21 protein-coding genes are annotated in these 24,043 nt (G+C 65.6%); 13 read left to right on the top strand and 8 right to left on the bottom strand.

All coding sequences use genetic code 11. The features are described from left to right. The first annotated feature begins 49 nt into the window (after positions 1-49). From RTW82_RS04835 to RTW82_RS04825, 3 genes are all read left to right on the top strand, one after another. Positions 50-1,012 (top strand): 2-oxoglutarate and iron-dependent oxygenase domain-containing protein, encoded by a 963-nt coding sequence (locus RTW82_RS04835; protein WP_316924404.1) that lies wholly within the window; start codon positions 50-52, stop codon positions 1,010-1,012. 134 nt (positions 1,013-1,146) lie between these two features. Next, positions 1,147-2,097 (top strand): adenosine deaminase, encoded by a 951-nt coding sequence (locus RTW82_RS04830; RefSeq protein WP_111262003.1) that lies wholly within the window; start codon positions 1,147-1,149, stop codon positions 2,095-2,097. A 274-nt stretch (positions 2,098-2,371) separates the two neighbouring features. Continuing rightward, a complete protein-coding gene (locus tag RTW82_RS04825; protein WP_316924403.1) occupies positions 2,372-3,268 on the top strand; it encodes a LysR family transcriptional regulator in 897 nt (298 codons plus the stop codon). 74 nt (positions 3,269-3,342) lie between these two features. Here the strand turns inward: RTW82_RS04825 and RTW82_RS04820 are convergent, their stop codons facing one another. Continuing rightward, complete coding sequence (locus RTW82_RS04820; protein ID WP_021222359.1) at positions 3,343-3,975, bottom strand: TetR family transcriptional regulator; 633 nt, start codon at positions 3,973-3,975, stop codon at positions 3,343-3,345. A gap of 196 nt (positions 3,976-4,171) precedes the next feature. On the opposite strand from RTW82_RS04820, the gene RTW82_RS04815 reads away from it, so the two are divergent. From RTW82_RS04815 to RTW82_RS04795, 5 genes are all read left to right on the top strand, one after another. Then, complete coding sequence (locus RTW82_RS04815; RefSeq protein WP_316924402.1) at positions 4,172-5,314, top strand: efflux RND transporter periplasmic adaptor subunit; 1,143 nt, start codon at positions 4,172-4,174, stop codon at positions 5,312-5,314. A gap of 12 nt (positions 5,315-5,326) precedes the next feature. After that, the gene (locus tag RTW82_RS04810) at positions 5,327-8,464 is read left to right on the top strand and encodes an efflux RND transporter permease subunit (protein ID WP_316924401.1); all 3,138 of its coding nucleotides are present in this window, start codon (positions 5,327-5,329) and stop codon (positions 8,462-8,464) included. Then, positions 8,461-9,918, top strand: coding sequence for an AdeC/AdeK/OprM family multidrug efflux complex outer membrane factor (locus RTW82_RS04805; protein ID WP_316924400.1), 1,458 nt, complete (start codon positions 8,461-8,463; stop codon positions 9,916-9,918). Before RTW82_RS04810 ends, RTW82_RS04805 begins: the two co-directional genes overlap by 4 nt. A gap of 393 nt (positions 9,919-10,311) precedes the next feature. Continuing rightward, complete coding sequence (locus RTW82_RS04800) at positions 10,312-11,127, top strand: outer membrane protein OmpK (protein ID WP_271659890.1); 816 nt, start codon at positions 10,312-10,314, stop codon at positions 11,125-11,127. Between the two features lie 116 nt (positions 11,128-11,243). Beyond that, entirely contained in the window at positions 11,244-11,867 is a 624-nt protein-coding gene (locus tag RTW82_RS04795; protein WP_043247406.1) for a TetR/AcrR family transcriptional regulator, read from the top strand. Between the two features lie 553 nt (positions 11,868-12,420). Here RTW82_RS04795 and RTW82_RS04790 read toward each other — a convergent pair. Next, a complete protein-coding gene (locus RTW82_RS04790) occupies positions 12,421-13,158 on the bottom strand; it encodes a DNA/RNA non-specific endonuclease (protein ID WP_316924399.1) in 738 nt (245 codons plus the stop codon). A 574-nt stretch (positions 13,159-13,732) separates the two neighbouring features. Then, positions 13,733-15,184, bottom strand: coding sequence for a sodium:solute symporter family protein (locus RTW82_RS04785; protein ID WP_316924398.1), 1,452 nt, complete (start codon positions 15,182-15,184; stop codon positions 13,733-13,735). A 399-nt stretch (positions 15,185-15,583) separates the two neighbouring features. Here RTW82_RS04785 and RTW82_RS04780 point away from each other — a divergent pair, with 399 nt between their 5' ends. Then, entirely contained in the window at positions 15,584-16,420 is an 837-nt protein-coding gene (locus tag RTW82_RS04780) for an arylamine N-acetyltransferase (RefSeq protein ID WP_316924397.1), read from the top strand. Positions 16,421-16,432: 12 nt separating this feature from the next. Here RTW82_RS04780 and RTW82_RS04775 read toward each other — a convergent pair whose 3' ends face one another. Continuing rightward, positions 16,433-17,335: a YihY/virulence factor BrkB family protein gene (locus RTW82_RS04775; RefSeq protein WP_043245960.1), complete on the bottom strand. Its 903-nt coding sequence runs from the start codon at positions 17,333-17,335 to the stop codon at positions 16,433-16,435. Positions 17,336-17,604: 269 nt separating this feature from the next. On the opposite strand from RTW82_RS04775, the gene RTW82_RS04770 reads away from it, so the two are divergent. After that, a complete protein-coding gene (locus RTW82_RS04770; RefSeq protein ID WP_043245959.1) occupies positions 17,605-18,099 on the top strand; it encodes an LEA type 2 family protein in 495 nt (164 codons plus the stop codon). Between the two features lie 154 nt (positions 18,100-18,253). Here RTW82_RS04770 and cysC read toward each other — a convergent pair whose 3' ends face one another. Together cysC and RTW82_RS04760 are read right to left on the bottom strand one after the other, a co-directional pair. Continuing rightward, complete coding sequence (gene cysC, locus RTW82_RS04765) at positions 18,254-18,862, bottom strand: adenylyl-sulfate kinase (RefSeq protein WP_316924396.1); 609 nt, start codon at positions 18,860-18,862, stop codon at positions 18,254-18,256. Then, the gene (locus RTW82_RS04760; RefSeq protein ID WP_184489561.1) at positions 18,855-19,559 is read right to left on the bottom strand and encodes a sulfotransferase family 2 domain-containing protein; all 705 of its coding nucleotides are present in this window, start codon (positions 19,557-19,559) and stop codon (positions 18,855-18,857) included. Before RTW82_RS04760 ends, cysC begins: the two co-directional genes overlap by 8 nt. 240 nt (positions 19,560-19,799) lie before the next feature. Here RTW82_RS04760 and RTW82_RS04755 point away from each other — a divergent pair, with 240 nt between their 5' ends. Then, entirely contained in the window at positions 19,800-20,141 is a 342-nt protein-coding gene (locus RTW82_RS04755) for a zinc ribbon domain-containing protein YjdM (protein ID WP_021219689.1), read from the top strand. Between the two features lie 77 nt (positions 20,142-20,218). On the opposite strand, the gene RTW82_RS04750 is transcribed toward RTW82_RS04755, so the two are convergent. Beyond that, positions 20,219-20,521 carry an antibiotic biosynthesis monooxygenase family protein gene (locus RTW82_RS04750; RefSeq protein ID WP_271659885.1) on the bottom strand — a complete coding sequence of 101 codons (303 nt, stop codon included), beginning with the start codon at positions 20,519-20,521 and terminating at the stop codon, positions 20,219-20,221. Between the two features lie 35 nt (positions 20,522-20,556). Further along, on the bottom strand, positions 20,557-21,288 hold the full coding sequence (locus tag RTW82_RS04745) for a helix-turn-helix transcriptional regulator (protein WP_271659884.1): 732 nt from the start codon (positions 21,286-21,288) through the stop codon (positions 20,557-20,559). A gap of 345 nt (positions 21,289-21,633) precedes the next feature. Between RTW82_RS04745 and RTW82_RS04740 the strand changes: the two genes are divergently transcribed. Both RTW82_RS04740 and speB read left to right on the top strand, forming a co-directional pair. Further along, complete coding sequence (locus tag RTW82_RS04740) at positions 21,634-23,019, top strand: sodium:solute symporter (RefSeq protein WP_316924395.1); 1,386 nt, start codon at positions 21,634-21,636, stop codon at positions 23,017-23,019. A 49-nt stretch (positions 23,020-23,068) separates the two neighbouring features. Beyond that, on the top strand, positions 23,069-24,022 hold the full coding sequence (speB, locus tag RTW82_RS04735; RefSeq protein ID WP_021219685.1) for an agmatinase: 954 nt from the start codon (positions 23,069-23,071) through the stop codon (positions 24,020-24,022). Positions 24,023-24,043: the final 21 nt, after the last annotated feature.

The raw sequence follows: 24,043 nt of genomic DNA, 5'->3' as shown, positions 1-24,043 counted from the left end.
TCCCCCCACCGGGGAGAGGGTGTTCTCCCACAGGATCCAAGGATCACCGATGAACCAGCTCCCCATCATCGACATCACCGCGCTCTACGGTGATGACCACCAGGCCTGGCAGCAGGTCGCGGCGCGCATCGACGCCGCCTGCCGCGACTGGGGCTTCTTCTACATCACCGGCCACGGCATTGCCCCCGCGCGCATCGAGGCACTGCTGGCGGCGGCCAAGGCCTTCTTCGCCCAGCCCGAGGCGGAGAAGCTGAAGATCGACATCACCCGCACGGCGCACCATCGCGGCTACGGCGCCATCGCCACCGAGCAGCTCGACCCGAGCAAGCCGAGCGACCTGAAGGAGACCTTCGACATGGGTTTCCACATGGACGCGAACCACCCCGAGGTGCTGGCCGGCAAGCCCCTGCGCGGCCCCAACCGCCACCCCGAACAGGCCGGCTGGGCGCCGCTGATGGAGCAGCACTACGCCGACATGCAGGCCCTGGCGCAGACCCTGCTGCGGGCCATCGCCCAGGCCCTGGGCATCGACCGCGAATTCTTCGACCAGCGCTTCGCCGAACCCATCAGCGTGTTCCGCATGATCCACTATCCGCCGCGCCACACCGCCAGCTCCGCCGAGCAACAGGGCGCCGGCGCGCACACCGACTACGGCTGCGTCACCCTGCTCTACCAGGACGACGCCGGCGGCCTGCAGGTGCAGGACGTGCGCGGCCAGTGGATCGACGCACCGCCGATCGCCGGCAGCTTCGTGGTCAACATCGGCGACATGATGGCGCGCTGGAGCAACGACCGGTACAAGTCCACCCCGCACCGGGTCATCAGCCCCCTGGGTGTGCACCGCTACTCCATGCCCTTCTTCGCCGAACCGCACCCGGATACGGAAATCAGCTGCCTGCCCAACTGCTCCAGCGCCGACAACCCGCCGAAATACCCGGCGGTGACCAGCGCCGAGTACCTGCTTTCGCGCTTCGCCGACACCTACGCCTACCGCCGCGAAGAAACCGCCTGAGCGCGTGGGCGAGTGCCGTTCGCCAGGGGCCGCCGGGTGGCCCCTGGGGCAACACCGTTCAGGTGGCTGCTCGGCGAAATCCTGTCCGGGAAGTTAAACTTGCAGGCGACCTTGCCTGATAACGAGAAACCACCATGTACGACTGGCTCAATGCCTTGCCCAAAGCCGAACTGCACCTGCACCTGGAAGGTTCGCTCGAGCCCGAGTTGCTGTTCGCCCTGGCCGAACGCAACAAGGTCACCCTGCCCTGGCATGACGTCGAAACCCTGCGCCGCGCCTACGACTTCGGCAACCTGCAGGAATTCCTCGACCTCTACTACGCCGGTGCCGACGTGCTGCGCACCGAGCAGGACTTCTATGACCTGACCTGGGCCTACCTGCAGCGCTGCAAGGCGCAGAACGTGATCCACACCGAGCCCTTCTTCGACCCGCAGACCCACACCGATCGCGGCATTCCCTTCGAGGTGGTGCTCGATGGCATCCGCCACGCCCTGGACGATGGCCGCAAGCAGCTCGGCATCAGTTCCGGGCTGATCCTCAGCTTCCTGCGTCACCTCTCCGAGGACGAGGCGCAGAAGACCCTCGACCAGGCCCTGCCCTTCCGCGACGCCTTCGTCGCCGTGGGCCTGGACAGCTCCGAGATGGGCCACCCGCCGAGCAAGTTCCAGCGCGTGTTCGACCGCGCCCGCGCCGAAGGCTTCCTCACCGTCGCCCACGCCGGCGAGGAAGGCCCGCCGGAATACATCTGGGAGGCCCTGGACCTGCTGAAGATCGAGCGCATCGACCACGGCGTGCGCGCCATCGAGGACGAGCGCCTGATGCAGCGCATCATCGACGAGCAGATCCCGCTGACCGTGTGCCCGCTGTCCAACACCAAGCTGTGCGTGTTCGACCACATGAGCCAGCACAACATCCTCGACATGCTCGAACGTGGCGTGAAGGTGACGGTGAACTCCGACGACCCGGCCTACTTCGGCGGCTACGTCACCGAGAACTTCTTCGCCCTGCACGAACACCTGGGCATGAGCGAGGAACAGGCCCGGCGCCTGGCGCAGAACAGCCTGGATGCACGGCTGGTGAAGTAAAGGAAAAGGGCCGCGATGCGGCCCTTTTTGCGGGTGGACATGGGCCGGCTTCGCCATGAAGCAGGCGCCTATCCGCTAGCAACGCGAAATCCATGTCGTCGGCCCAACATCGCTGGGGCTCACCTCTCTCTCCATAGACAGAAGCCTCTTGCTCCGTGGGGCGGCTAGCACCGCATGGGCAATGAATAAGTCCCCCAGAGAGGCCTACAATTCCCCGCAGAAAAAAGCGCTATCCGCCCTTCGGCCTTGCTTGCCGATCAAGAATGAGGCCGACATGAAAGCCACCTCCGATGAGCTCCAGCATTTCGTCAGCGTCGTCGAGTGCGGCTCCATCAGCGCCGCCGCCGAGCACCTGGGGCTGACGCCGTCAGCGGTGAGCCGCACCCTGTCGCGCCTGGAAGAGAAGCTGGCCACCACCCTGCTGAACCGCACCACGCGGCGCATGGAGCTGACCGAGGAAGGGCGCTTCTGTTTCAACAGCGCCAAGGAGATCCTCCAGCAGATGGAGGCCCTGGAGGAGCGCCTGGCCCTGCGCCAGCAGAAGCCCGCCGGGCGCCTGCGCATCAACGCCGCCTCGCCGTTCATGCTGCATGCGGTGGTGCCGCATATCGGCGACTTCCGCGAGCTGTTCCCGGACATCCAGCTGGAGCTGAACACCAACGACCAGATCATCGACCTGCTGGAGCACCGCACCGACTTGGCCATCCGCATCGGCCCGCTGAGCGATTCGACCCTGCATGCGCGGCCCTTGGGCGCCAGCCGCCTGCACCTGGTGGCGAGCCCGGAGTACCTGGCGCGCTACGGCGCCCCAGAGAGCGTGGAAGCGCTCAAGGCCCACAGCCTGCTAGGGTTCACCCAGCCGGAAAGCCTCAACCAGTGGCCGGTGCGCCACGCCTGCGGTACGCAGCTAGCGGTGCAGCCGAACCTGCGCGCCTCCAGCGGCGAGACCCTGCGCCAGCTGGCCCTGGCCGGCCAGGGCATCACCTGCCTGGCCAGTTTCATGACCGACCAGGACCTGGCCGAGGGCCGCCTGGTGGCGGTGCTGGCCGAGCACATGAGCGACTATCGCCAGCCGATCCATGCGGTGTACTACCGCAACTCGCAGCTGGCTCTGCGCATCCAGTGTTTTCTCGACTTCATCCAGGCGCGCCTGACCGGCGCCCGGGCCTAGCACAGATCCACCGGCCTTTGGGACGCGGCTCCCGGGGCGCGAAAGCCATGAACCCCGGGTCTGTCAGACCCTTCTCAGCCGCGCAGCGCGACGCTGCCGCGCAGCATGTCCAGCAACGCATCCACCAGTTGCTCGGCCTGTTCGGCCAGGGGGAAGCGCCCGGGCGCCAGCAGCCAGTGCGCCTGGAGGCCGTCGATGTACGCGTGCAGCGTGACCGCGGCGCGGGTGCAGTCGAGCCCCTCGGGGAGCTGCCCCCTGGCCACCGCGTTGGCGAGGGCGCGGGCAATGCGTTGGTCACATTCCAGGCTGAAACTCTGCATCTTCTGCCGCAGGTCGCCCAGTTCGTCGGTGAACTCGCATTTGTGCTGGAGTATCTCGCTGATGCGCCGGCTGCGCGGGTCCAGCTCCACCCGCTTGAGCAGGCGCACCAGCAGTTGGCGCATGCGGCCGAGGGGGTCGGGCTCGTCCTCGCTCTCGCTGGCGCGGGCCAGCTCCTCCAGCGGGGTGCGCAAGCGTTCGTGCATGGCCTGGAAGACGTCGACCTTGTTCTGGAAGTGCCAGTAGATGGCCCCGCGGGAGACGCCCGCCCGGGCGGCGATATCCGCCAGGGAAGTACGTGAGACGCCCTTGTCGTAGAACACCTGTTCGGCGGCATCCAGGATCTGGACACGGGTCGCTTCGGCTTCTTCTTTGGTTCGTCTGGCCATGCAGGTGACTCTGAGAGTGGGGACAGCAGCGAAAGAACGCCTCACCCTCGACACATTATCTGACAGAGAGATGAGAAGATTCGTTTACAAACGTTCACGTACGTAAGTATATTCGTTAGCTGACTAAACAATCCACCCACGCTCCCTGCATGGGTACCGCCCGCCCGGGCAAACGTATCGAACGAGGTCTTTTCAGATGCAGAAGAAGCCAGCCTTCGCAGCTATGGTTTCCGCCGTCGCTCTGGCTACGCTCACACTCGCCGGCTGCAAGGAGGCCTCCGCGCCGCCGCCCGCGCAGACACCTCAAGTGGGCATCGTCACCCTGAAATCCGAGCCCTTCACGCTCATCGCCGAGCTGCCGGGCCGCACCACCGCGTTCCGCATTGCCGAAGTTCGCCCGCAAGTGGACGGCATCATCCAGAAGCGCCTGTTCAAGGAAGGCTCGGAAGTGAAGGCCGGCCAGCAGCTCTACCAGATCGACCAATCCGTGTACCAGGCGACCTTCAAGAGCGCCGAGGCGACCCTCGCTTCCAGCCGCTCCCTGGCCGACCGCTACAAGGACCTGGTGACCGACCAGGCCGTCAGCCGCCAGGCCTATGACGAAGCCCAGGCCGCGCGCCTGCAGGCCGAGGCCGCCCTGGAGAAAGCCCGCATCGACCTGCGCTACACCAAGGTGCTGGCGCCGATCTCCGGCCGCATCGGCCGCTCCAGCGTCACCGAGGGCGCCCTGGTGAACAACGGCCAGGCCTCCGCCATGGCGACCATCCAGCAGCTCGACCCGATCTACGTCGACGTCACCCAGCCGACCAAGGACCTGCTGCGCCTGCGCCGCGACCTGGAGAGCGGCCAGCTGCAGAAGGCCGGCGACAACGCCGCCAAGGTCAAGCTGATGCTGGAAGACGGCAGCGAGTACGGCCACGAAGGCACCCTGGAGTTCTCCGAGGTATCGGTGGACGAAGGCACCGGCTCGGTGACCCTGCGCGCCGTGTTCCCCAACCCCGACCACAGCCTGCTGCCCGGCATGTTCGTGCACGCGCAGCTGAGCTCGGGCGTGAACCAGCAGGCCATCCTCGCGCCGCAACAAGGCGTGACCCGCGACCTCAAGGGCCAGGCCACCGCGCTGGTGGTCAACGCCGAGAACAAGGTGGAGCTGCGCCAGCTGGAAGCGGACCGTACCGTCGGCGATCGCTGGCTGGTGACCAAGGGCCTCAACCCGGGTGACAAGCTGATCACCGAAGGCCTGCAGTTCGTCCGCCCCGGCGCCGAAGTGAAGACCGCCCCCGCGACCAACGTCGCCGAATCGAAGTCGGTGGATCCCGACCTGGCGAAAAGCCAATAAGGAGCGTCTTCCATGTCGAAGTTCTTCATCGACCGGCCGATCTTCGCCTGGGTGATCGCGCTGGTGATCATGCTCGCGGGCGGCCTGGCCATCCTCAAGCTCCCGATCAACCAGTACCCGAGCATCGCCGCGCCCGCCGTCGGCATCCAGGTGTCCTACCCCGGCGCCTCGGCGCAGACGGTGCAGGACACCGTGGTGCAGGTGATCGAGCAGCAGCTCAACGGCATCGACGGCCTGCGCTACATCTCTTCGGAGAGCAACTCCGACGGCAGCATGACCATCACCGCCACCTTCGAGCAGGGCACCAACCCTGACATCGCCCAGGTGCAGGTGCAGAACAAGCTGCAGCTGGCGACCCCGCTGCTACCGCAGGAAGTGCAGCAGCAAGGCATCCGCGTGACCAAGGCAGTGAAGAACTTCCTGCTGGTGATCGGCGTGGTGTCGGTAGACGGCTCCATGGACAAGAACGACCTGTCCAACTACATCGTCTCCAACATGCAGGACCCGATTTCGCGCACCAAAGGTGTGGGCGACTTCCAGGTGTTCGGCTCGCAGTACGCCATGCGCATCTGGCTCGACCCCTCGCGCCTGAACAACTACCAGCTGACCCCGGTGGACGTAAAGAGCGCCATCCAGGCGCAGAACGTGCAGGTGTCCTCCGGCCAGCTCGGCGGTCTGCCCGCCTCCCCCGGCACCCAGCTCAACGCCACCATCATCGGCAAGACCCGCCTGCAGACGCCCGAGCAGTTCGGCGCCATCCTGCTCAAGGTCAACCGTGACGGCTCCCAGGTGCGCCTGCGCGACGTCGCCCGCGTCGAGCTGGGCGGCGAGAACTACGCCATCAGCGCGCAGTTCAACGGCAAGGCGGCCTCGGGCATGGCGATCAAGCTGGCTACCGGCGCCAACGCGCTGGACACCGCCAAGGCGATCCGCGAAACCATCGACCAGCTGAAGCCCTTCTTCCCCGCCGGCATGGAAGTGGTGTTCCCCTACGACACCACCCCGGTGGTCTCGGCCTCCATCGAAGGCGTGGTGCACACCCTGGGCGAAGCCATCGTGCTGGTGTTCCTGGTGATGTTCCTGTTCCTGCAGAACTTCCGCGCCACCATCATCCCCACCCTCGCGGTGCCGGTGGTGCTGCTCGGCACCTTCGGCGTGCTGGCGATGTTCGGCTTCACCATCAACACCCTGACCATGTTCGCCATGGTGCTGGCCATCGGCTTGCTGGTGGACGACGCCATCGTCGTGGTGGAGAACGTCGAGCGGGTGATGGCCGAGGAAGGCCTGTCGCCGCTGGAAGCCACGCGCAAGTCCATGGGCCAGATCCAGGGCGCACTGGTGGGCATCGCCCTGGTGCTCTCGGCGGTGTTCCTGCCGATGGCCTTCTTCGGCGGCTCCACGGGCGTGATCTACCGCCAGTTCTCCATCACCATCGTCTCCGCCATGGCGCTGTCGGTGCTGGTGGCCCTGGTCTTCACCCCGGCCCTCTGCGCCACCATGCTCAAGCCCATCGCCAAGGGTCACAACGCCCCCAAGCGCGGCTTCTTCGGCTGGTTCAACCGCACCTTCGACCGCAGCGTGAACGGCTACGAGCGGGGCGTGCGCGCCATCCTCAAGCGCAAGACGCCGTACATCCTGATGTACCTGGTGATCGTCGCGATCATGGCCTGGCTGTTCACCCGCATCCCCACCGCCTTCCTCCCCGAGGAAGACCAGGGCGTGCTCTTCGCCCAGGTGCAGACCCCGGCCGGCGCCAGCGCCGAGCGTACCCAGGTGGTGGTCGACCAGATGCGCGAGTACCTGCTGGACAAGGAGAAGGACACCGTCAAATCCGTGTTCACCGTCACCGGCTTCAACTTCGCCGGTCGCGGCCAGAGCTCGGGCATGGCCTTCATCATGCTCAAGCCCTGGGAAGAGCGCCCCGGCGCTGAGCACAGCGTGTTCTCCCTGGCCCAGCGCGCCCAGCAGCACTTCTTCAGCTTCCGCGACGCGATGGTCTTCGCCTTCGCCCCGCCGGCGGTGCTGGAACTGGGTAACGCCACCGGCTTCAACTTCTTCCTCCAGGACCGTGCCGGGGTCGGCCACGAGCAGCTCAACGCCGCCCGTGACAAGTTCCTCGAACTGGCCAACAACAATCCGGTGCTGACCCGCGTGCGCGCCAACGGCCTGTACGACGAGCCGCAGTACCAGTTGCAGATCGACGACGAGAAGGCGCGTGCCCATGGCGTCTCCCTGGCGGACATCAACAACACCGTGTCCATCGCCTGGGGTGCCAGCTACGTCAATGACTTCATCGACCGTGGCCGGGTGAAGAAGGTCTACCTGCAAGGCGTACCGGAGGCGCGGATGAACCCCGACGACCTCGGCAAGTGGTACGTGCGCAACGACCAGAACGAGATGGTGCCGTTCAGCGCCTTCGCCTCCGGCGAGTGGGTGTACGGCGCGCCGAAACTGGCCCGCTACAACGGCGTGCCGGCCATCGAGATCCTCGGTGAAGCGGCGCCCGGCCACAGCTCGGGCGAAGCCATGGCGGCGGTCGAGGAGATCATCAAGCAACTGCCGGCCGGCGTCGGTTACTCCTGGACCGGCCTGTCCTACGAGGAGCGCCTCTCCGGTGCCCAGGCGCCTGCGCTCTATGCACTGTCGCTGCTGGTGGTGTTCCTCTGCCTGGCGGCCCTGTACGAGAGCTGGTCGATCCCCTTCTCGGTGATGCTGGTGGTGCCCCTGGGCATCCTCGGCGCGCTGCTGTTCACCAGCATGCGCGGGCTCTCCAACGACGTGTTCTTCCAGGTGGGCCTGCTCACGACCATCGGCCTCTCGGCGAAGAACGCCATCCTCATCGTCGAGTTCGCCAAGGAGCTGCATGAGCAGGGCATGAGCCTGTTCGACGCGGCCATCGAGGCGTGCCGCATGCGCCTGCGTCCGATCATCATGACCTCGCTGGCGTTCATCCTCGGCGTGGTGCCCATGGCCATCTCCAGCGGCGCCGGTTCGGGCAGCCAGCACGCCATCGGTACCGGCGTGATCGGCGGCATGCTTACGGCAACGGTGCTGGCGATCTTCTGGGTCCCGCTGTTCTACGTACTGGTCTGCTCGCTGTTCAAGGACAAGCGCAGCAAAGACGAACTGACCAAGGAGGCCGCCGAATGAGGCAGTCCCTGCTGTCCCTCGCGGTCGCCAGCGTCCTGCTCGGCGGCTGCTCGCTGATCCCCGACTACCAGCGCCCCGAGGCGCCGGTGGACGGCGCCTGGCCCCTGGGCGAGGCCTACACCGCCAACGCCAGCGGCGCGCAAACCACCACCGCTGCGGTGGACCTGGGCTGGCGCGAGTTCTTCAAGGACCCGGCGCTGCAACGCCTGGTGGAAACCGCCCTGGCCAACAACCGCGACCTGCGCGTCGCCGCGCTGAACATCGACGCCTACCGCGCGCAGTACCGTATCCAGCGCTCCGAGCTGTTCCCCAGCATCTCGGCCGACGGCAGCGGCACCCGCCAGCGCCTGCCGGCGGACCTGTCCAGCAGCGGCCGCGCCACCACCAGCGGCCAGTACGCGGCCACGGTGGGCGTCAGCGCCTGGGAAATCGACTTCTTCGGCCGCCTGCGCAGCCTCAACGAGCAGACCCTGGAGCAGTACTTCGCCAGCGAGGAAGCCCGTCGCAGCACGCAGATCAGCCTGGTGGCCAGCGTCGCCAATGCCTACCTGACCCTGCAGGCCGACCAGTCGCTGCTCAAGCTGACCCGCGACACCCTGAAGACCTACCAGGAAAGCTTCGCCCTCACCCAGCGCAGCTTCGACGTCGGCGTCGCCGATGCCCTGGCCCTGAGCCAGGCGCGCACCGCCGTGGAAAGCGCCCAGGTCACCCTGGCGCAGTACAGCCGCCTGGTGGCTCAGGACCGCAACGCCCTGGCGCTGCTGCTGGGCAGGGGCGTACCCGGTGACCTGCCGCAAGGCGAGGTGCTGGGCGACGACCAACTGGCCGAAGTGCCCGCCGGCCTGCCCTCCGAGCTGCTGCAACGCCGCCCGGACGTGCTCCAGGCCGAGCACCAGCTCAAGGCCGCCAACGCCAGCATCGGTGCCGCGCGCGCTGCGTTCTTCCCCAGCATCAGCCTCACCGCCAATGCCGGGACCAAGAGCGCCGAGCTCTCCGGCCTGTTCGACGGTGGCTCCGGCAGCTGGCTGTTCCAGCCGCAGATCAACCTGCCGATCTTCACCGCCGGCCGCCTCAAGGCGAACCTCGACTACGCCGAGGTGCAGAAGGACATCCAGGTGGCGCAGTACGAGAAAGCCATCCAGACCGCCTTCCAGGAAGTCGCCGACGGCCTCGCCGCACGTACCACCTTCGAGGAACAACTCACCGCCCAGCGCAACCTGGTGCGCACTTCCGAGGACTACTACCGCCTGGCCGAGCGCCGCTACCGCACCGGTGTGGATAGCTACCTGACCCTGCTCGACGCCCAGCGCCAGCTGTTCAGCGCGCGCCAGCAGCTGATCAGCGACCGCCTCAACCAGCTCACCAGCGAGGTCAACCTGTACAAGGCCCTCGGCGGTGGCTGGAACGAACGCACCGGCAACGCCCAGGCGGCACCGGCCAACCCGCAATCCTGATTCGCGTGTCCAGGCCCATGGATTGGGCCACCCTTGCTGCGCGAGGCCCCCATCAAGCTTGATGGGGGCTTTTTTATGGGCTGGGGAAAAACCGCAGCAGGCGCCGAACGCTCCGTCCCCCGTCGCCCGCAGCCGCCCCAAGTTGATGCAGGACTGTTCGATCGGTCAGGTAAGCGCGCCCATAACCGTGCACGGGCAAGCCTCCCGCAAGTCGGAAAAACCCGTTGGTCACGAAACAACCGCTTGAAACATCGGGGTTTATCCAGATAATCCCGCGCCCGGGGAAGGTGTCGGAGAAAACTGGCTCCTTTCTTGCTCTGGCAGCCAAGCCTGACCAATCAGACAACTTCTACGCAGATAGAAAGATAACCAAGCACCAGGAGCCCAACCCGAATGAACCGTACCCTCTCCGCTCTCGCGCTCGCCGGTGGCCTGCTGGCCTGCGGCCAAGCCCTGGCCGACGGCCCCCTGCTGTGGCAGAACAACAGCGTCACCTACCTGTATGGCAAGGATTTCAAGGTCAACCCGGAAATCCAGCAGACCTTCACCTTCGAGCACGCCAGTGGCTGGACCTGGGGCGACCTGTTCATCTTCGCCGACCAGATCAACTACAACGGCAAGGCCGACGCCAACGCGGGCAACAACACCTACTACGGTGAAATCTCCCCGCGCCTGTCCTTCGGCAAGCTGTTCGACCAGAAGATCGCCTTCGGCCCGGTGACCGACGTGCTGCTGGCCGCCACCTACGAGCGCGGCGAGAACCGCAACCAGAACTACCTGGTGGGCCCGGGCTTCGACCTGGCCATCCCCGGCTTCGACTACTTCCAGCTGAACTTCTACTACCGCAAGCCCGACGGCATCACCAACAACCCGTCCGGCCAGTGGCAGGTCACCCCGGTGTGGTCGTACACCCTGCCGGTGGGCGACTCCGACATCCTCATCGACGGCTTCATGGACTGGGTCTGGAACAACAAGGACGCCACCAGCAGCCGCCCGAACGACCTGCACGCCAACCTGCACTTCAACCCGCAGATCAAGTACGACCTGGGCAAGGCCATGAACCTGGGCGCCAAGCAGCTCTACGTGGGCGTCGAGTACGACTACTGGAGCAACAAGTACGGCATCGACGACGACAGCTTCCTCGGCGACGACATCCTCGGCGGCACCGACCAGAACACCGCCAGCCTGCTGGTCAAAGTGCACTTCTGATCCAGCCCCGCCCCGCCGCCTCCACGGCGGCGGGGCACCTCGCGCGTCGGGCTCGTGCCCGCGCCGGGTTCGGTGATATGTTTGCCCGGCTTCAGTCCGTGCAGCCCGAGGGATCGATGAGCAGTAACCGCAAGATCGGCATCCGCATCAAGAACACCGAGAAGATCCTCCTGGCCGCCGAAAAGGTCTTCGCCGAGCGAGGCTTCGCCGCCACCTCCATGCAAGACATCGCCCAGGAAGTCGGCCTGCCCAAGTCCAACCTGCATTACTACTTCGCGACCAAGGAAGACCTCTACCGCGCCGTGCTGCAAAGCCTGCTGGAAGAGTGGGAGCAAGACGGCACCTGCTTCGAGATGTTCGACGACCCCAGCGTCGCGCTGACCAGCTACATCCGCGCCAAGATGAACCGCTCGCGCACCCGCCCCCACGGCTCCAAAGTCTGGGCCGCCGAAGTCATCCACGGCGCCCCGCAGCTCAAGGAAGCCCTCGACGGCCCCCTCTACGACTGGGCCAAGCTCAAGGAAGAAAAGATCCGCCAGTGGGTCGAGAGCAAGCGCATCCTCCCGGTCGAACCCTCCAGCCTGCTCTACATGATCTGGGCCTCGACCCAGCACTACGCCGACTTCGACCACCAGGTGATGGTGCTCAACAACCACCAGCCGCTGAACGACCAGCAGTTCGAACGCGCCGTGCAGACCGTCACCGCCGTCATCCTCCGCGGCATCGGCCTGGCGACTTAGAAGCAGCGGCAAGCTTCACGTTGCAAGCGGCAAGAAAGGGTCCTGAGTGGCTGGGAGTGGGTGCCCGGCCTATGCATGTGAGGGGCTTGGATAGCTGGAAGCTGGAAGCGTGAAGCTGGAAGAAGAGCCCAAGCGTGGCTGGGAGTGGGTGACCCCCGTAGGGTGGGCCGGGCGGCGCTCCGCTTCAGCCCACCAGCGACGTTACCGGTGGGTTGAAGGCGGAGTCGGGCAAGAGCCAGGATGGTCACATCGTAGCGCCCAAGCACCGCATCGATAGGTTTCGCTCCCCCCAGAATGCCGCAGCAGCCACAACCCCGCGTAGGGTGTGCCGCGCGCACCGAGAACGCCCCGCGCACCCAAAATCCACAGTGAGCCACCAAGGGCTGCGCAGCGAAGAGCGGTGGGCTGAAGCCCACCCTACGCATTACTCTGAGTGGCTGGGAGTGGGTGCCCAGCCTATGCATGTGAGGGGCCTGGATAGCTGGAAGCCGGAAGCGTGAAGCTGGAAGAAGGGCCCAGCCTCCCCGCCCCCTACCTAATACCCAATCGATGATCAGCTCAAATCACAGCCACTCGGCGTCGCCCAGGTGGCGGTGGGCTTCTGCGCCTTGACGCTGGCCGGCACGCTGATGCCCACGGCACTGGTGCCGATCAGGCTTTCCAGTTCGGAGATGCTCTTGATGTAGCTGTTCAGGCTGCCCAGGCCGGCCTGGTTGGGGATGTACCAGCTGATGGCCTTGGTCTGCCCGGTGGCGGTATCGGTGGTGACGATGGTCTTCCAGAAGTAATCCGGCGTGCGGATGCCGTGGGACGACAGGAAGTAGTCGTTGGAGGTGTCGTTGTAGACCACCCCGCCATACACATAGACGGTGGCCAGGTCGCGGTAGCACTCAGCGACATTCTCGGCCGCCACCCAGATGCCCTGATTGAAGCTGGCCACCTGCGGCACGATGTTGCTCATGTAGTTGGCGCGCTTGATGTAGGTGGCGTTGTAGTCCATGTGGTTGGAGGTCACCAGGTGGCCACGGTCCCAACCCGATACCACGCTGGCGTAGGACGAGGTGCTGGTCTGGCCGGCGCAACCGCTGGGCAGGTCCGGATCCAGGTAGAAGGACGAAGGCCTCGCCGCCGAACCGGTGTCGGTGGTCAGCACGTACTCGTAGCGCAAGGCGGTGTGGTTGTCGCAATCGTAGGTGAGGTTGTAGCCGCCCTTGCTCAGGGTGACGGTGGCGGCGAAGGCCGAGGTGAAAGGGACGCAGCAAAGCGACAGCAGGAGGGCGATACGTTTCATTGCTTTTTCTTCCTTGCAGGTGCGGGCCTCCCACGGCGGGAAGCGCTCGGGTGGAAAAAACGAAACCAGGCGATGTCTGTTGCGATTGATCTACGGCGAGGCGCCCAGGGCGGGCGCACCGTGCGGTGGGCTGCACGGTGGTGCACTGGCGGCCCGGCAGCACAGGGGAGCACTACCGAGCCGGTCAGTCACCGGGGGAGACGATAACCTGTCTCTAATGACAGGTTCGTGAAACCTAGAGCAAGGAGTGCGACGCTGGCAAGCGGCTCTGAATTAATCACAAGCCACTGATTTTCATCGAAATAATATTTTTCTCACCATTATGGTGAGCGCACATCCAAATTGACGCATAGGTCAACTAAAGGAAGAAATCCACCGCCAGGCCTCGCCCCTCGGGCAGCTGCCAGCGCCCGGGGCCGGTCATGCGGGAGGACAGCCAGGAAGGGATGCACCAGTTCGGAACCTGTTCGAGCAGTCAGAAACCACGACTGCATCACAGCTTCCGTACGGGGTGTGCCGGGACCGGCACGGGGAAGAAGGGCGGGCCCTCCAGAACAGGAGGGCCCGGAATGGGTCAGTTGCCGGCGGGCGCCATCATGGCGTCGACGCTTTCACCGCGCGGGCGGCTCAGCTGCGGCAGCAGGGAGCCCAGCAGCATGCCCAGCACGCTGAACAGCAGGCCCGCCAGTTGCGGCGGCCAGAAGTCGGTTTCCTGGTAATTCATCTCCAGGAACACCCAGGAGGCCAGGCCGAAGCCGATGGCGGTCAGCGCGCCCTGGGTGGTGGCGCGCTTCCAGAACAGCCCGGCGAACAGCGGCACCACGGCGGCGACCAGGGTCACCTTGTAGGCATTGCCGACCATCTCGTAGATGCTCGCGTCCGAATACAGGGCGAACAGCGAAGTGGCCACCGTCATGCCCAGCACGCTCAGGCGCATGGCGAGCAGGAACTGGCGGTCGTCCATATTCGGCAGGAAGCGCTTGAGCACGTTCTCGGTGAAGGTCACCGAAGGCGCCAGCAGGGTGCCCGAGGCGGTGGACATGATGGCCGAGAGCAGCGCGCCGAAGAACATCACCTGGGCGAACAGCGGGGTGCGTTCCATGATCAGGTGCGGGAGGATCATCTGCGCATCCTCTGCCAGCCACTTCTGCACCATCGCCGGGTCGATCATCGAGGCCGCATAGGTGAGGAAGATCGGCAGCATGCAGAAGCCCAGGTAGAAGCAGGCGCCGGCCATGGAGGCACGCGCGGCGATGTTTTCGGTCTTGGCCGACATCACCCGGGCGTACACGTCCTGCTGCGGGATGGAGCCGAACATCATGGTCACCGCCGCGCCGAGGAAGGCGACGATGTCACGGGGTTCGAAGCCGTGCATGAAGGCGAACTTGCCCTCGCTGGCAGCGTGGCTGATCACCACCTCGGCGCCACCGGCCATGTCGCCGATCAGCCAGGTCAGGTACAGCAGGCCGGCGACGATGATGATCATCTGCATGAAGTCGGTCAGCGCCACCGACCACATGCCGCCGAACAGGGTGTACAGCAGCACGATGCCGGTGCCGATGAGCATGCCCTGGGTGGTGGTGATGGAGCCGTCGGAGAGCACGTTGAACACCACGCCCAGCGCGGTGAGCTGCGCTGCCACCCAGCCCAGGTAGGAGCCGATGATCACCAGGCTGGTGATCAGCTCGACATTGGGCCCGAAGCGCTTCTTGAAGAAGTCGCCGATGGTCAGCAGGTTCATGCGGTACAGCGGGCGGGCGAACACCAGGCCCACCAGCATCAGGCAGCCGAAGGAGCCGAACGGGTCTTCGATGATCCCGGCGAAGCCTTCCTCGATGAAGGTGGCGGGGATGCCCAGCACCGCTTCGGAGCCGAACCAGGTGGCGAACACCATGGCCGCCACCAGCGGGAAGGACATGCTGCGGCCGCCTGCCGCGAAATCCTTGGAGTTCTTGACGCGAGTGGAGGCGTAGAAGCCAACACCGACGGTGATCAGCAGGTAGACCGCAACAAACCAGATCAGCATGTGTGAGTTCCAGTGGCTCGCCCGTCGTCTGGCCTGCCGGACCTGTGTCCACCCAGGGTCGCCGCGACTGACAGAATTTTTGTTTTAGGCGCGTCACAACCGGGCGGGATCATCCGTCATGGCTTCAGGAGCCCTGCACGGCAACCGCGACCTCCTGCCGCAACGGGCGAGCAGTCTGCCAAAGCCGTCAAATATGTCAAACAGTTACAAGCCAAATGACTACAAAAAACGACAGGCGCGCCTTCGGATTGTCGGACAACCCGTTGATGCACCAATCATTTCTTCGCCAGCGCCAACCCATCAGTTCCTTATTTTTTACAGGAGGCGTTGCAAAAGCAGAACAGCAGCCAGCCCGCCAAAGCTCTGCTAGCCTCCTCCCGTCATCCATGGAGCCTCTTCATGCACGCCCTGAGCCCTGAGCAGACCCGCGCCTACCTGGCCCACATCGACCAGCCGGCCCCCACCCTCACCGACCGCGCCACCCTCGACCGCCTGATCAAGGCCCACCTGGACCGGGTCGCTTTCGAGAACGTCGACGTCCTGCTCGACCGCCCCATATCCATCGACGCCGAGGCGGTGTTCGCCAAGGTGGTGGAGCGCAGCCGTGGCGGTTACTGCTTCGAGATCAACGGCCTGTTCGGGCGCCTGTTGCTGGCCCTGGGCTTTCGCGTCACCCTGCTGGCGGCGCGGGTGCGCTGGGGGTTGCCGGACGATGCGCCGCTGACCATCACCTCGCACCTGCTGCTGCGGGTGGACCTGGACGATGGCCCGGTCATCGCCGATGTCGGCTTCGGCTCCGCCAACCCCACCCGCTCGCTGTCCCTGCAGGGCCACGAGGACCTCGGCGAGCTGCCCTTCCGCCTGCTGGCGCCGGACGCCGGGCACGATGACCATCAGTTGGAAACCTTCCTGGGCGATGCCTGGATGCCGGTCTACCGCTTCGACCTGCAGCCCCAGCACTGGGTCGATTACGTGCCCCGCAACTGGTACACCTCGACCCACCCGGACAGCATCTTCCGCCAGATGCTGGTGGCCGCCCGCACCCAGGGCACGGAGCGCTTCACCCTGCGCAACGGCACCTTCAACCGCCGCAGTGCCGACGGCCAGGTGAACCAGCGCCTGCTGGAAAGCGCGGACGAAGCCATCGCCGTGCTGCGCCACTACTTCCTGCTGGGCATCAGCGAAGAGGAAGAGCCCCGGCTGCGCGAGCGCCTGGAAGGCCTGCTGCGCGGCTGAACCGGCGCACCGCTACTCGGGCAACTGCACAACGGCCCCCTCGTCGGCCTTCTTCTCGCCGGGCTTCTTGCCCTCGCGCGAATGGTGCTCGATCACCGCGTTGAGCTCGGCGCCAAACAGCAACACGGCGGCGGAGATGTACAGGTACAGCAGCAGGATGATGATGGCGCCGATGCTGCCGTACATGGCGTTGTAGGTGGCGAAGTTCTTCGCGTAGTAGCTGAAGCCCATGGACGCCACCAGCCACACCAGCACCGCCAGCACCGAGCCGGGCGTGATGAAGCGGAACTCCTGCTTCACATCCGGCAGCAGGTAGTAGACCGACGCCACCACCATCATCAGCAGCAGCACCGCCACCGGGATGCGCAGCCAGTTCCACAGCAGCACCACCACGTCCTCGATGCCCAGCTGGCCGGCCAGCCAGTTCATCACCTGCGGCCCGGTGACCATCAGCCCTGCCGCCGCCAGCAGGAAGGCCGCCACGCCCACGGTGTAGAGCACCGACAGCGGGATGCGCTTCCAGGTCGGGCGCCCTTCCTCCACGTCATAGGCGCGGTTCATCGCATCCATGCTCGAGCGGATGGCCGATGACGACGACCACAGCGCCACCACCGCACCGATGGAAAACAACCCCGGCTTCTGCGTCTGCAACTGCTCGATGGCCGGCAGCACCAGGTCCATCGCCGCCCCCGGCAGCACCAGCGTCGCCTGGGCCTGCAGCCAGTCGAAGAACTCGGGCAACTCGAGGAAGCCGATCACCGCGATCAGCAGCAACAGGAAGGGGAACAGCGAGAAAAACATCTGGAAAGCCAGCGCCGAGGCATAGGTCGGCAGCTCGTCATCGATGAACTCGGTCACGGTGCGGACCACGATGGTGCGCCACCCGACATTCCTCAACCCCAGAGAACGGATCATCTGCCTGCTCGCTTGTTTTCATCCCCATACAAGGGCAATGGACGCCATAGCGGCCTTTGAGTTCAGGCAACGCGCCTGGCGCGTGCCTTCCGACGGACGGCAGCAGCCCCTGGGATAGACGCCGCCGCTCCGCTTGGCAGCCGGAAATACCTGGCCGAACGCCCCTTCGCGACGCCGTCCCGTGGGCTACTTTCGTCGGAGAACGCGGAATGAACGGCGTCTTCGCCGGTCTCTAGCGGTGCACCACCTGCACAAATCGGACGTACGCCATGACCCCAATCATCCGCTCCACCTTGCGCCTCGCCAGCTGCCTGCTGCTGATGCTGGGCCTCTCTGCCTGCAGCACCCTGGCCCCGCGCGACCCGGTGCGCATCGACCTGGTGGGCATGGAGCCGGTGCCCGGCCAAGGCTTGGAAATGCGCTTCATGGTCAAGCTGCGGGTGCAGAACCCCAACGACACCGCCATCCGCTACAACGGCATCGCCCTCGATCTCGACATCAACAACCAGCCCCTGGCCAGTGGCGTCAGCGACCAGGCCGGCGAAATCCCGCGCTTCAGCGAAGCCCTGGTCAGCGTCCCCGTGACCATCTCCGCCTTCTCCGCCATGCGCCAGGCCTGGGGCCTGGCCAACAGCCACGACACCGGCCGCCAACCCGGCGTCCCCTACACCGTGCGCGGCAAGCTCGGCGGCGGCTTCTGGAACACCGTGCGCTTCAACGAAGCCGGCCTGCTCAGCCTGCCGGAACCGGCAACGGTGTATTGATCAACGGTAAGGAACGCACAAACGGCAACGGCGCGCTCTTCTGTAGGGGCGACTTCAGTCGCCAAAGCAGGCCCAGCTGGGTGCCGCCTGCGGCCTCGCCTGGTGGATGAAAAGAGCGTCATCCACCCTCCAAGGTGCTGTCGTCTGGGAGGGGCTACTCCCCCAGCACCAGCGCTATCAACCAGGAGGTCGCCTCGATCACGTCCACCTCGTCGGTGTCGATCTCGCAATCGGCGTCGGTGGGGGCTTCGTAGGGGCTGTCGAGGCCGGTGAAGTTGCTGATGCGGCCCTGCATCGCCGCCTGGTAGAGGCCCTTGGGGTCGCGGCGGGCGCAGGTCTCGAAGCTCGTGCTGACGTAGACGCAATGGAATTCGTCGACGCTGAACAGCGCCCGTGCCGCCTCGCGGTCGGCGCGGAACGGCGAGATGGCGGCGACTATCACCACCAGCCCCGCATCCACCATCAGCCGCGCCACCTCTGCGATGCGCCGCACGTTCTCCCGGCGCGCCGCATCGTCCATGCCCAGGTCACGGCACAGGCCGTTGCGCAGGTTGTCGCCGTCGAGCACGAAGGTGTGCAGGTTACGTGCGTTCAGCTCCACTTCCAGGGCGTTGGCCAGGGTGGATTTGCCGGAGCCGGAAAGCCCCGTCAGCCAGATGCAGCAGGGCCTCTGGTGCTTGATCGCCGCCCGTGCCGAGCGCGGCAGGGCGAGGTTGTAGGGGCGGATCCAGGGCAACAGGGCGGAAGGTGCGTGCTTATGCATAGCCGAGCAACTCGTAGTCACGTTGGTAAACCCGGCGCACGATCTCCCGCGTGCGCGCCGTGCAGATGTCCTTCACCGGCAGCGCCTCGCGCCGTAGCGAGGGATTGGAGTGAGGCAGCGTCCGATTGCAGCCTAGCAGCTCGCAGAGCGCCGTGAAATCGCGCTCCAGGTGTTCCTGATAGCCGATGAAATCCAGCGCCAGGTGGCCGAGGGAATCCATCAGGAAGTCGGTCTGCGGGGCGAAGTGGATCTGCCGCCGCACGTTATCCACATGCAGCCAGCGGGCGACGAAGTCATCGAAGCCCTGGTAACTGCTGACCAACCGCTTGGCCGCCTGGTGGCGCGGACGCAGTTCGTTGCCACGCAGGTAGACGTAGGCCGAGAAGGCACGCTCCAGTGGGTCGCGGACGAAGCTGAACTTGAAGGCCGTGGCGTATTCGGTAGGGAACTGCTGCTCGTACCAGTACAGCGGCAGGTGCCCGGCGCGCCAGCCGCCGAACAGCGCATCGCCCACGCTGGAGCCAGCGCACTTGGGCACGTGGATGAATAGGCAGCCCTGGCGCCGGAAGGGCTCCGGGTAGCGCAGGTTGCCCGACATGGAGCGGTTGACGGCGGCGCGGTCGACCACCGCCATCCGCCCCAGCAGGAAGGCCCGCTGCGACTTCGGCATGAGCTTCCACAGGACACGTTGAAACATCGATTCCCCCCCGCAGGAACGGCAGGCACTCCATCGCCATCGGACTGGTTCCACGCCTTGTACGTCCTGGGCATGGGTTTACCTGCGGCAGGCTAGCAAGGCGGCAGCCGGGAAATATTTAGCCTTGGTCAAGCCGGTAAGCAGTCCGATACAAGGGCCATCATTACGCCACCCCCGACAGCGACCACTAAAACCTTATATAATCTGCGGTCTTTTTTTCACCCGATTGCGAGATACGCCGTGAGCACCCTGCCCCCCTGCCCCCAATGCAACTCCGAATACACCTATGAAGACGGCCAGAACCTGGTCTGCCCGGAGTGCGCCCACGAATGGTCCGCCAACGCCGCCGACGCGCCGGCCGATGAAGGCAAGGTGATCAAGGACTCCGTCGGCAACGTCCTGCAGGACGGCGACACCATCACCGTGATCAAGGACCTCAAGGTCAAGGGCTCGTCCCTGGTGGTGAAGGTCGGCACCAAGGTCAAGGGCATCCGCCTGGTGGATGGCGACCACGACATCGACTGCAAGATCGACGGCATCGGCGCGATGAAGCTGAAGTCGGAATTCGTGCGCAAGGTCTGAGCCCTTCTCAGGCAGCAAAAAGCCCGGCATATGCCGGGCTTTTCCATGCCTGCGGTAACCACCGTCTTAACACCAGGTCACTCGCCCGGGCTGAAATGCCCCATGAAGATCACCTCCTTGATCTCCCGCATGTAGGGCTGGAAGCGCGGGTCGGCGCCGTTGAAGGCACGGGCCGCGCTGAGGGCGCTTTCATGGGAGGACCACTCGGCGAGGTCGGCGAACACATGGCTGCCTTCCACCGAGATGAAGCTGCGGAAGCCGATGAAGCCGTCGCAGGTCTTCAGCGCCTCGCGCACACCGGCACGGATTTCGGCGATGCGCTCTTCGCGGCCGGGTTTAGTCTTGAACAGCACCAGTTCCAATACCGAAGAATCTTGCATGGCGATCGCCCTTCCGTTGGTTGAGACGGCCCAGCCTATGCCTCCTCTGCTGACAACGTTCTGTCAGTGGCCTGCGCCTCTTGCAACTGCGCCTCGCAACTGCGGTGGCGCATGTAGCTGGCCAGGCTCAGCCCCTCGGGCGCCGGCGGTGCATCGGCCAGACGCGCCAGGTTGCGGATGCGGTCGACACGGAAGTCACGGTACTCGCCACGCAGCACACACCAGGCACCCACCGTCCACTTGCCCACCCAGTAGAACAACCCGAGTGGGAAGATCACCCGCTGCGAAGCGCGGTCGTCCAGGCTCAGGTAGTCGATACGCACCGCCGCCTGTTCGCCGATGGCACGCCGCAGGCTGTCCCAATGGCGCAGCTGCTCCGGGGTGAAGGGGCTGACGAAGGCCCGCACCGGCGCGCTCTGCGGGTCGAGGGCATGCTCGGGCACCACCGCCTGGATCTTGCTCAGCAGCGAGCGCGCGGCATCGGCCATCTCGTCGCCCACGGTGCGCGACAGTAGCTCCACGCCCAGCAGCAGGGCGTCCAGCTCGTCGCGGTTGAGTGCCAGGGGCGGCAGCTCGAAATGCTCGTCCAGCGCATACCCCACGCCGGCCTCGCCGTAGATCGGGATGCCGCTCAGGGACAGGTCGTCCACGTAGCGATAGATGGTGCGCGTGGAAACCCCCAGCCGTTCCGCCAGGCGCTGGGCGGTGATGGGCTGGTGGGTGCGGATCAGGTTGACGACCTGGAACAGGCGATCGGCCTTGCGCATGGAAAGGAGCCGTATGGTGTGGGAAGTCGGCAGGCATTTGCGCATAGCGCCCAGGGAAAAACCAGCGCCGCCGAGCCGGTCCGCGCCCCGGCACCTTCACGGCGTCACCCTCGCGAACGCGCGGGCCCACTGCACGACCCGCACGGGAACACCCGCGCGCTGCGCTCGTAGGAGCCTGGCCTCGGCTGAATCCCGCTTCTTCCACTCACCACCTGCCCTACTTGCCGCCTGGCGCAACCCAGCTTGCCATCGCGGTGATGTTGTTCCGCACGCCACCCCTCCTATCCTCGCCAGACCCGCCGTCAGGGCGGACCCGAACTAGAAAAACAACAAAGGAGCAGCACCATGGCGGTCGACTACGTGACGATGTTGATTTACGTGCTGGTGATGGCGGGCCTCGGCTGGTGGGGCATGCGCAAGGCCAGGACCCGTGATGATTTTCTCCTGGCCGGGCGACGCCTCGGGCCAGTCCTCTACCTCGGCACGCTCTCGGCGGTGATGCTGGGCGGGGCGTCCACCATCGGCTCGGTGCGCCTGGGCTACCAGTACGGGGTATCCGGTCTCTGGCTGGTCTTCATGCTGGGGCTGGGCATCATCGTACTCAGCCTGGTGTTCTCGCGGCAGATAGCCCAGCTGAGGGTCTTCACCGTCACCCAGATCCTCGAACAGCGATACCAGGCCTCCTCGCGCCTGATCGGCGGCATCGTCATGGTGGCCTACGACCTGATGGTGGCCGTAACCGCCACCATCGCCATCGGCTCGGTCACCGAGGTGGTATTCGACATTCCGCGCATCCCCGCCATCCTCTGCGGCGGCGGGCTGGTGATCTTCTACTCCGTGATCGGCGGCATGTGGTCGCTGACGCTCACCGACATCATCCAGTTCGTGATCATGACGCTGGGCATCTTCTTCGTCCTGCTGCCCATCAGCGTGGGCGAGGCCGGTGGCCTGGCGGCGATGCAGGCCAACCTGCCGGCGGGCTTCTTCGAGCTGGGCAACATCGGCCTGGACACCATCGCCGCCTACTTCCTGCTCTACTTCTTCGGCGCGCTTATCGGCCAGGACATCTGGCAGCGCCTGTTCACCGCCCGCAGCGAGGGCGTGGTGCGCTACGCAGGCCTCGGCGCAGGGGTCTACTGCATGCTCTATGGCGGCGCCTGCGCGCTCATCGGTGCCGCCACCCGGCTGCTGCTGCCGGACCTGTCGGTGGCCGAGAACGCCTTCGCCGAGATCACCCGCAACCTACTCCCAGCCGGCCTGCGCGGCCTCGTGGTGGCTGCCGCCCTGGCCGCCATCATGTCCACTGCCAGCGCCTGCCTGCTGGCCGCAGCGACCGTACTCAAGGAAGACATATACAGCCGCTTTCTCAGTCGCAACGGCGAAGACCACCTGGCCAGCAGCCGGTGGATAACCTTCACCCTCGGCGCGGCGATGCTGGCCATGGCCTGCCTGGTCAACGACGTCATCGCCGGCCTCTCCATCGCCTACAACCTGCTGGTGGGCGGCCTGCTCGTACCGATCATGGGCGCCCTGGTGTGGCGCCGCGCATCCGCCGTGGGCGCGATGGCCTGCATGGTCACCGGCAGCCTCACCGTCATCGCCTTCATGGTCCATGACGGCATCCTGGCCAACACCCCCATTTACTACGGCCTCCTCGTCAGCCTGCTGACCTTCGTGGCCACCAGCCTGCTGACCCAACCCGCTCCTGCCCTGCGCACCGCAACCGATTGAAACCATCCAGGGCGCCCACGCGGCGCCCTCTACCCGTGAGATAGAGCCCATGACCCATGACTTCCCGCAGCCGCTCGATGCCGCGCTCATACCACGCTTCGCCGGCATCCCGAGCTTTATGCGCCTGCCGATCTTCGACGACCCGGCCGACCTGCAACTCGCCCTGGTGGGTGTTCCCTGGGACGGCGGCACCACCAACCGCGCCGGCGCCCGTCACGGCCCGCGCGAAGTGCGCAACATGTCCAGCCTGATGCGCAAGGTGCACCACGTCAGCCGCATCGCACCCTATGACCTGGTGCGCATCGGCGACCTCGGCGATAGCCCCGTCAACCCCATCGACCTGCTCGATTCGCTCAAGCGCATCGAGGGCTTCTTCCGTGAAATCCACCAGGCGGGGACCGTGCCCCTGTCGGTGGGCGGAGACCACCTGGTGACCCTGCCGATCTTCCGCGCCCTGGCCCACCATCGCCCCATCGGCATGATCCACTTCGACGCGCACTCCGACACCAACGACCGCTACTTCGGCGACAACCCCTACACCCATGGCACCCCCTTCCGCCGCGCCGTGGAGGAGGGTCTGCTGGACCCCAAGCGCACCGTGCAGATCGGTATTCGCGGCTCCATCTACTCTGCCGAGGACGAAGCCTTCGCCGAGGAATGCGGCATCCGCGTGATCCACATGGAGGAGTTCGCCGAACTCGGCGTCCAAGCCACCCTGGCGGAGGCACGCCGGGTAGTGGGTGACGGCCCCACCTACATCAGCTTCGACGTCGACGTCCTCGACCCGGCCTTCGCGCCCGGCACCGGAACCCCGGAAATCGGCGGCATGACCACCCTCCAGGCCCAGCAAATGATCCGCGGCCTGCGTGGCCTGAACCTGATCGGTGCCGACGTCGTGGAAGTCTCCCCGCCGTTCGACCAGGGCGGGGCGACAGCCCTGGTGGGCGCCACCATGATGTTCGAACTGATGTGCATCCTCGCCGACGCCATCGCGACCCGCTGACCCCACCGCCACGAGTTGGTA

Source organism: Pseudomonas sp. zfem005 (genome assembly GCF_032621735.1).
Taxonomy (GTDB): Bacteria; Pseudomonadota; Gammaproteobacteria; order Pseudomonadales; family Pseudomonadaceae; genus Metapseudomonas; species Metapseudomonas solani.
Note: the sequence above shows the minus strand (reverse complement) of the source record. Positions and strands in the feature narration are given on the sequence as shown.

What these genes read in the sequence shown, in the direction of transcription:
- RTW82_RS04835 (WP_316924404.1), top strand. Translation starts at nt 50, where the DNA reads ATGAACCAGCTCCCCATCATCGACATCACCGCGCTCTACGGTGATGAC.
- RTW82_RS04830 (WP_111262003.1), top strand. Translation starts at nt 1,147, where the DNA reads ATGTACGACTGGCTCAATGCCTTGCCCAAAGCCGAACTGCACCTGCAC.
- RTW82_RS04825 (WP_316924403.1), top strand. Translation starts at nt 2,372, where the DNA reads ATGAAAGCCACCTCCGATGAGCTCCAGCATTTCGTCAGCGTCGTCGAG.
- RTW82_RS04820 (WP_021222359.1), bottom strand. Translation starts at nt 3,975, where the DNA reads ATGGCCAGACGAACCAAAGAAGAAGCCGAAGCGACCCGTGTCCAGATC.
- RTW82_RS04815 (WP_316924402.1), top strand. Translation starts at nt 4,172, where the DNA reads ATGCAGAAGAAGCCAGCCTTCGCAGCTATGGTTTCCGCCGTCGCTCTG.
- RTW82_RS04810 (WP_316924401.1), top strand. Translation starts at nt 5,327, where the DNA reads ATGTCGAAGTTCTTCATCGACCGGCCGATCTTCGCCTGGGTGATCGCG.
- RTW82_RS04805 (WP_316924400.1), top strand. Translation starts at nt 8,461, where the DNA reads ATGAGGCAGTCCCTGCTGTCCCTCGCGGTCGCCAGCGTCCTGCTCGGC.
- RTW82_RS04800 (WP_271659890.1), top strand. Translation starts at nt 10,312, where the DNA reads ATGAACCGTACCCTCTCCGCTCTCGCGCTCGCCGGTGGCCTGCTGGCC.
- RTW82_RS04795 (WP_043247406.1), top strand. Translation starts at nt 11,244, where the DNA reads ATGAGCAGTAACCGCAAGATCGGCATCCGCATCAAGAACACCGAGAAG.
- RTW82_RS04790 (WP_316924399.1), bottom strand. Translation starts at nt 13,158, where the DNA reads ATGAAACGTATCGCCCTCCTGCTGTCGCTTTGCTGCGTCCCTTTCACC.
- RTW82_RS04785 (WP_316924398.1), bottom strand. Translation starts at nt 15,184, where the DNA reads ATGCTGATCTGGTTTGTTGCGGTCTACCTGCTGATCACCGTCGGTGTT.
- RTW82_RS04780 (WP_316924397.1), top strand. Translation starts at nt 15,584, where the DNA reads ATGCACGCCCTGAGCCCTGAGCAGACCCGCGCCTACCTGGCCCACATC.
- RTW82_RS04775 (WP_043245960.1), bottom strand. Translation starts at nt 17,335, where the DNA reads ATGATCCGTTCTCTGGGGTTGAGGAATGTCGGGTGGCGCACCATCGTG.
- RTW82_RS04770 (WP_043245959.1), top strand. Translation starts at nt 17,605, where the DNA reads ATGACCCCAATCATCCGCTCCACCTTGCGCCTCGCCAGCTGCCTGCTG.
- cysC (WP_316924396.1), bottom strand. Translation starts at nt 18,862, where the DNA reads ATGCATAAGCACGCACCTTCCGCCCTGTTGCCCTGGATCCGCCCCTAC.
- RTW82_RS04760 (WP_184489561.1), bottom strand. Translation starts at nt 19,559, where the DNA reads ATGTTTCAACGTGTCCTGTGGAAGCTCATGCCGAAGTCGCAGCGGGCC.
- RTW82_RS04750 (WP_271659885.1), bottom strand. Translation starts at nt 20,521, where the DNA reads ATGCAAGATTCTTCGGTATTGGAACTGGTGCTGTTCAAGACTAAACCC.
- RTW82_RS04745 (WP_271659884.1), bottom strand. Translation starts at nt 21,288, where the DNA reads ATGCGCAAGGCCGATCGCCTGTTCCAGGTCGTCAACCTGATCCGCACC.
- RTW82_RS04740 (WP_316924395.1), top strand. Translation starts at nt 21,634, where the DNA reads ATGGCGGTCGACTACGTGACGATGTTGATTTACGTGCTGGTGATGGCG.
- speB (WP_021219685.1), top strand. Translation starts at nt 23,069, where the DNA reads ATGACCCATGACTTCCCGCAGCCGCTCGATGCCGCGCTCATACCACGC.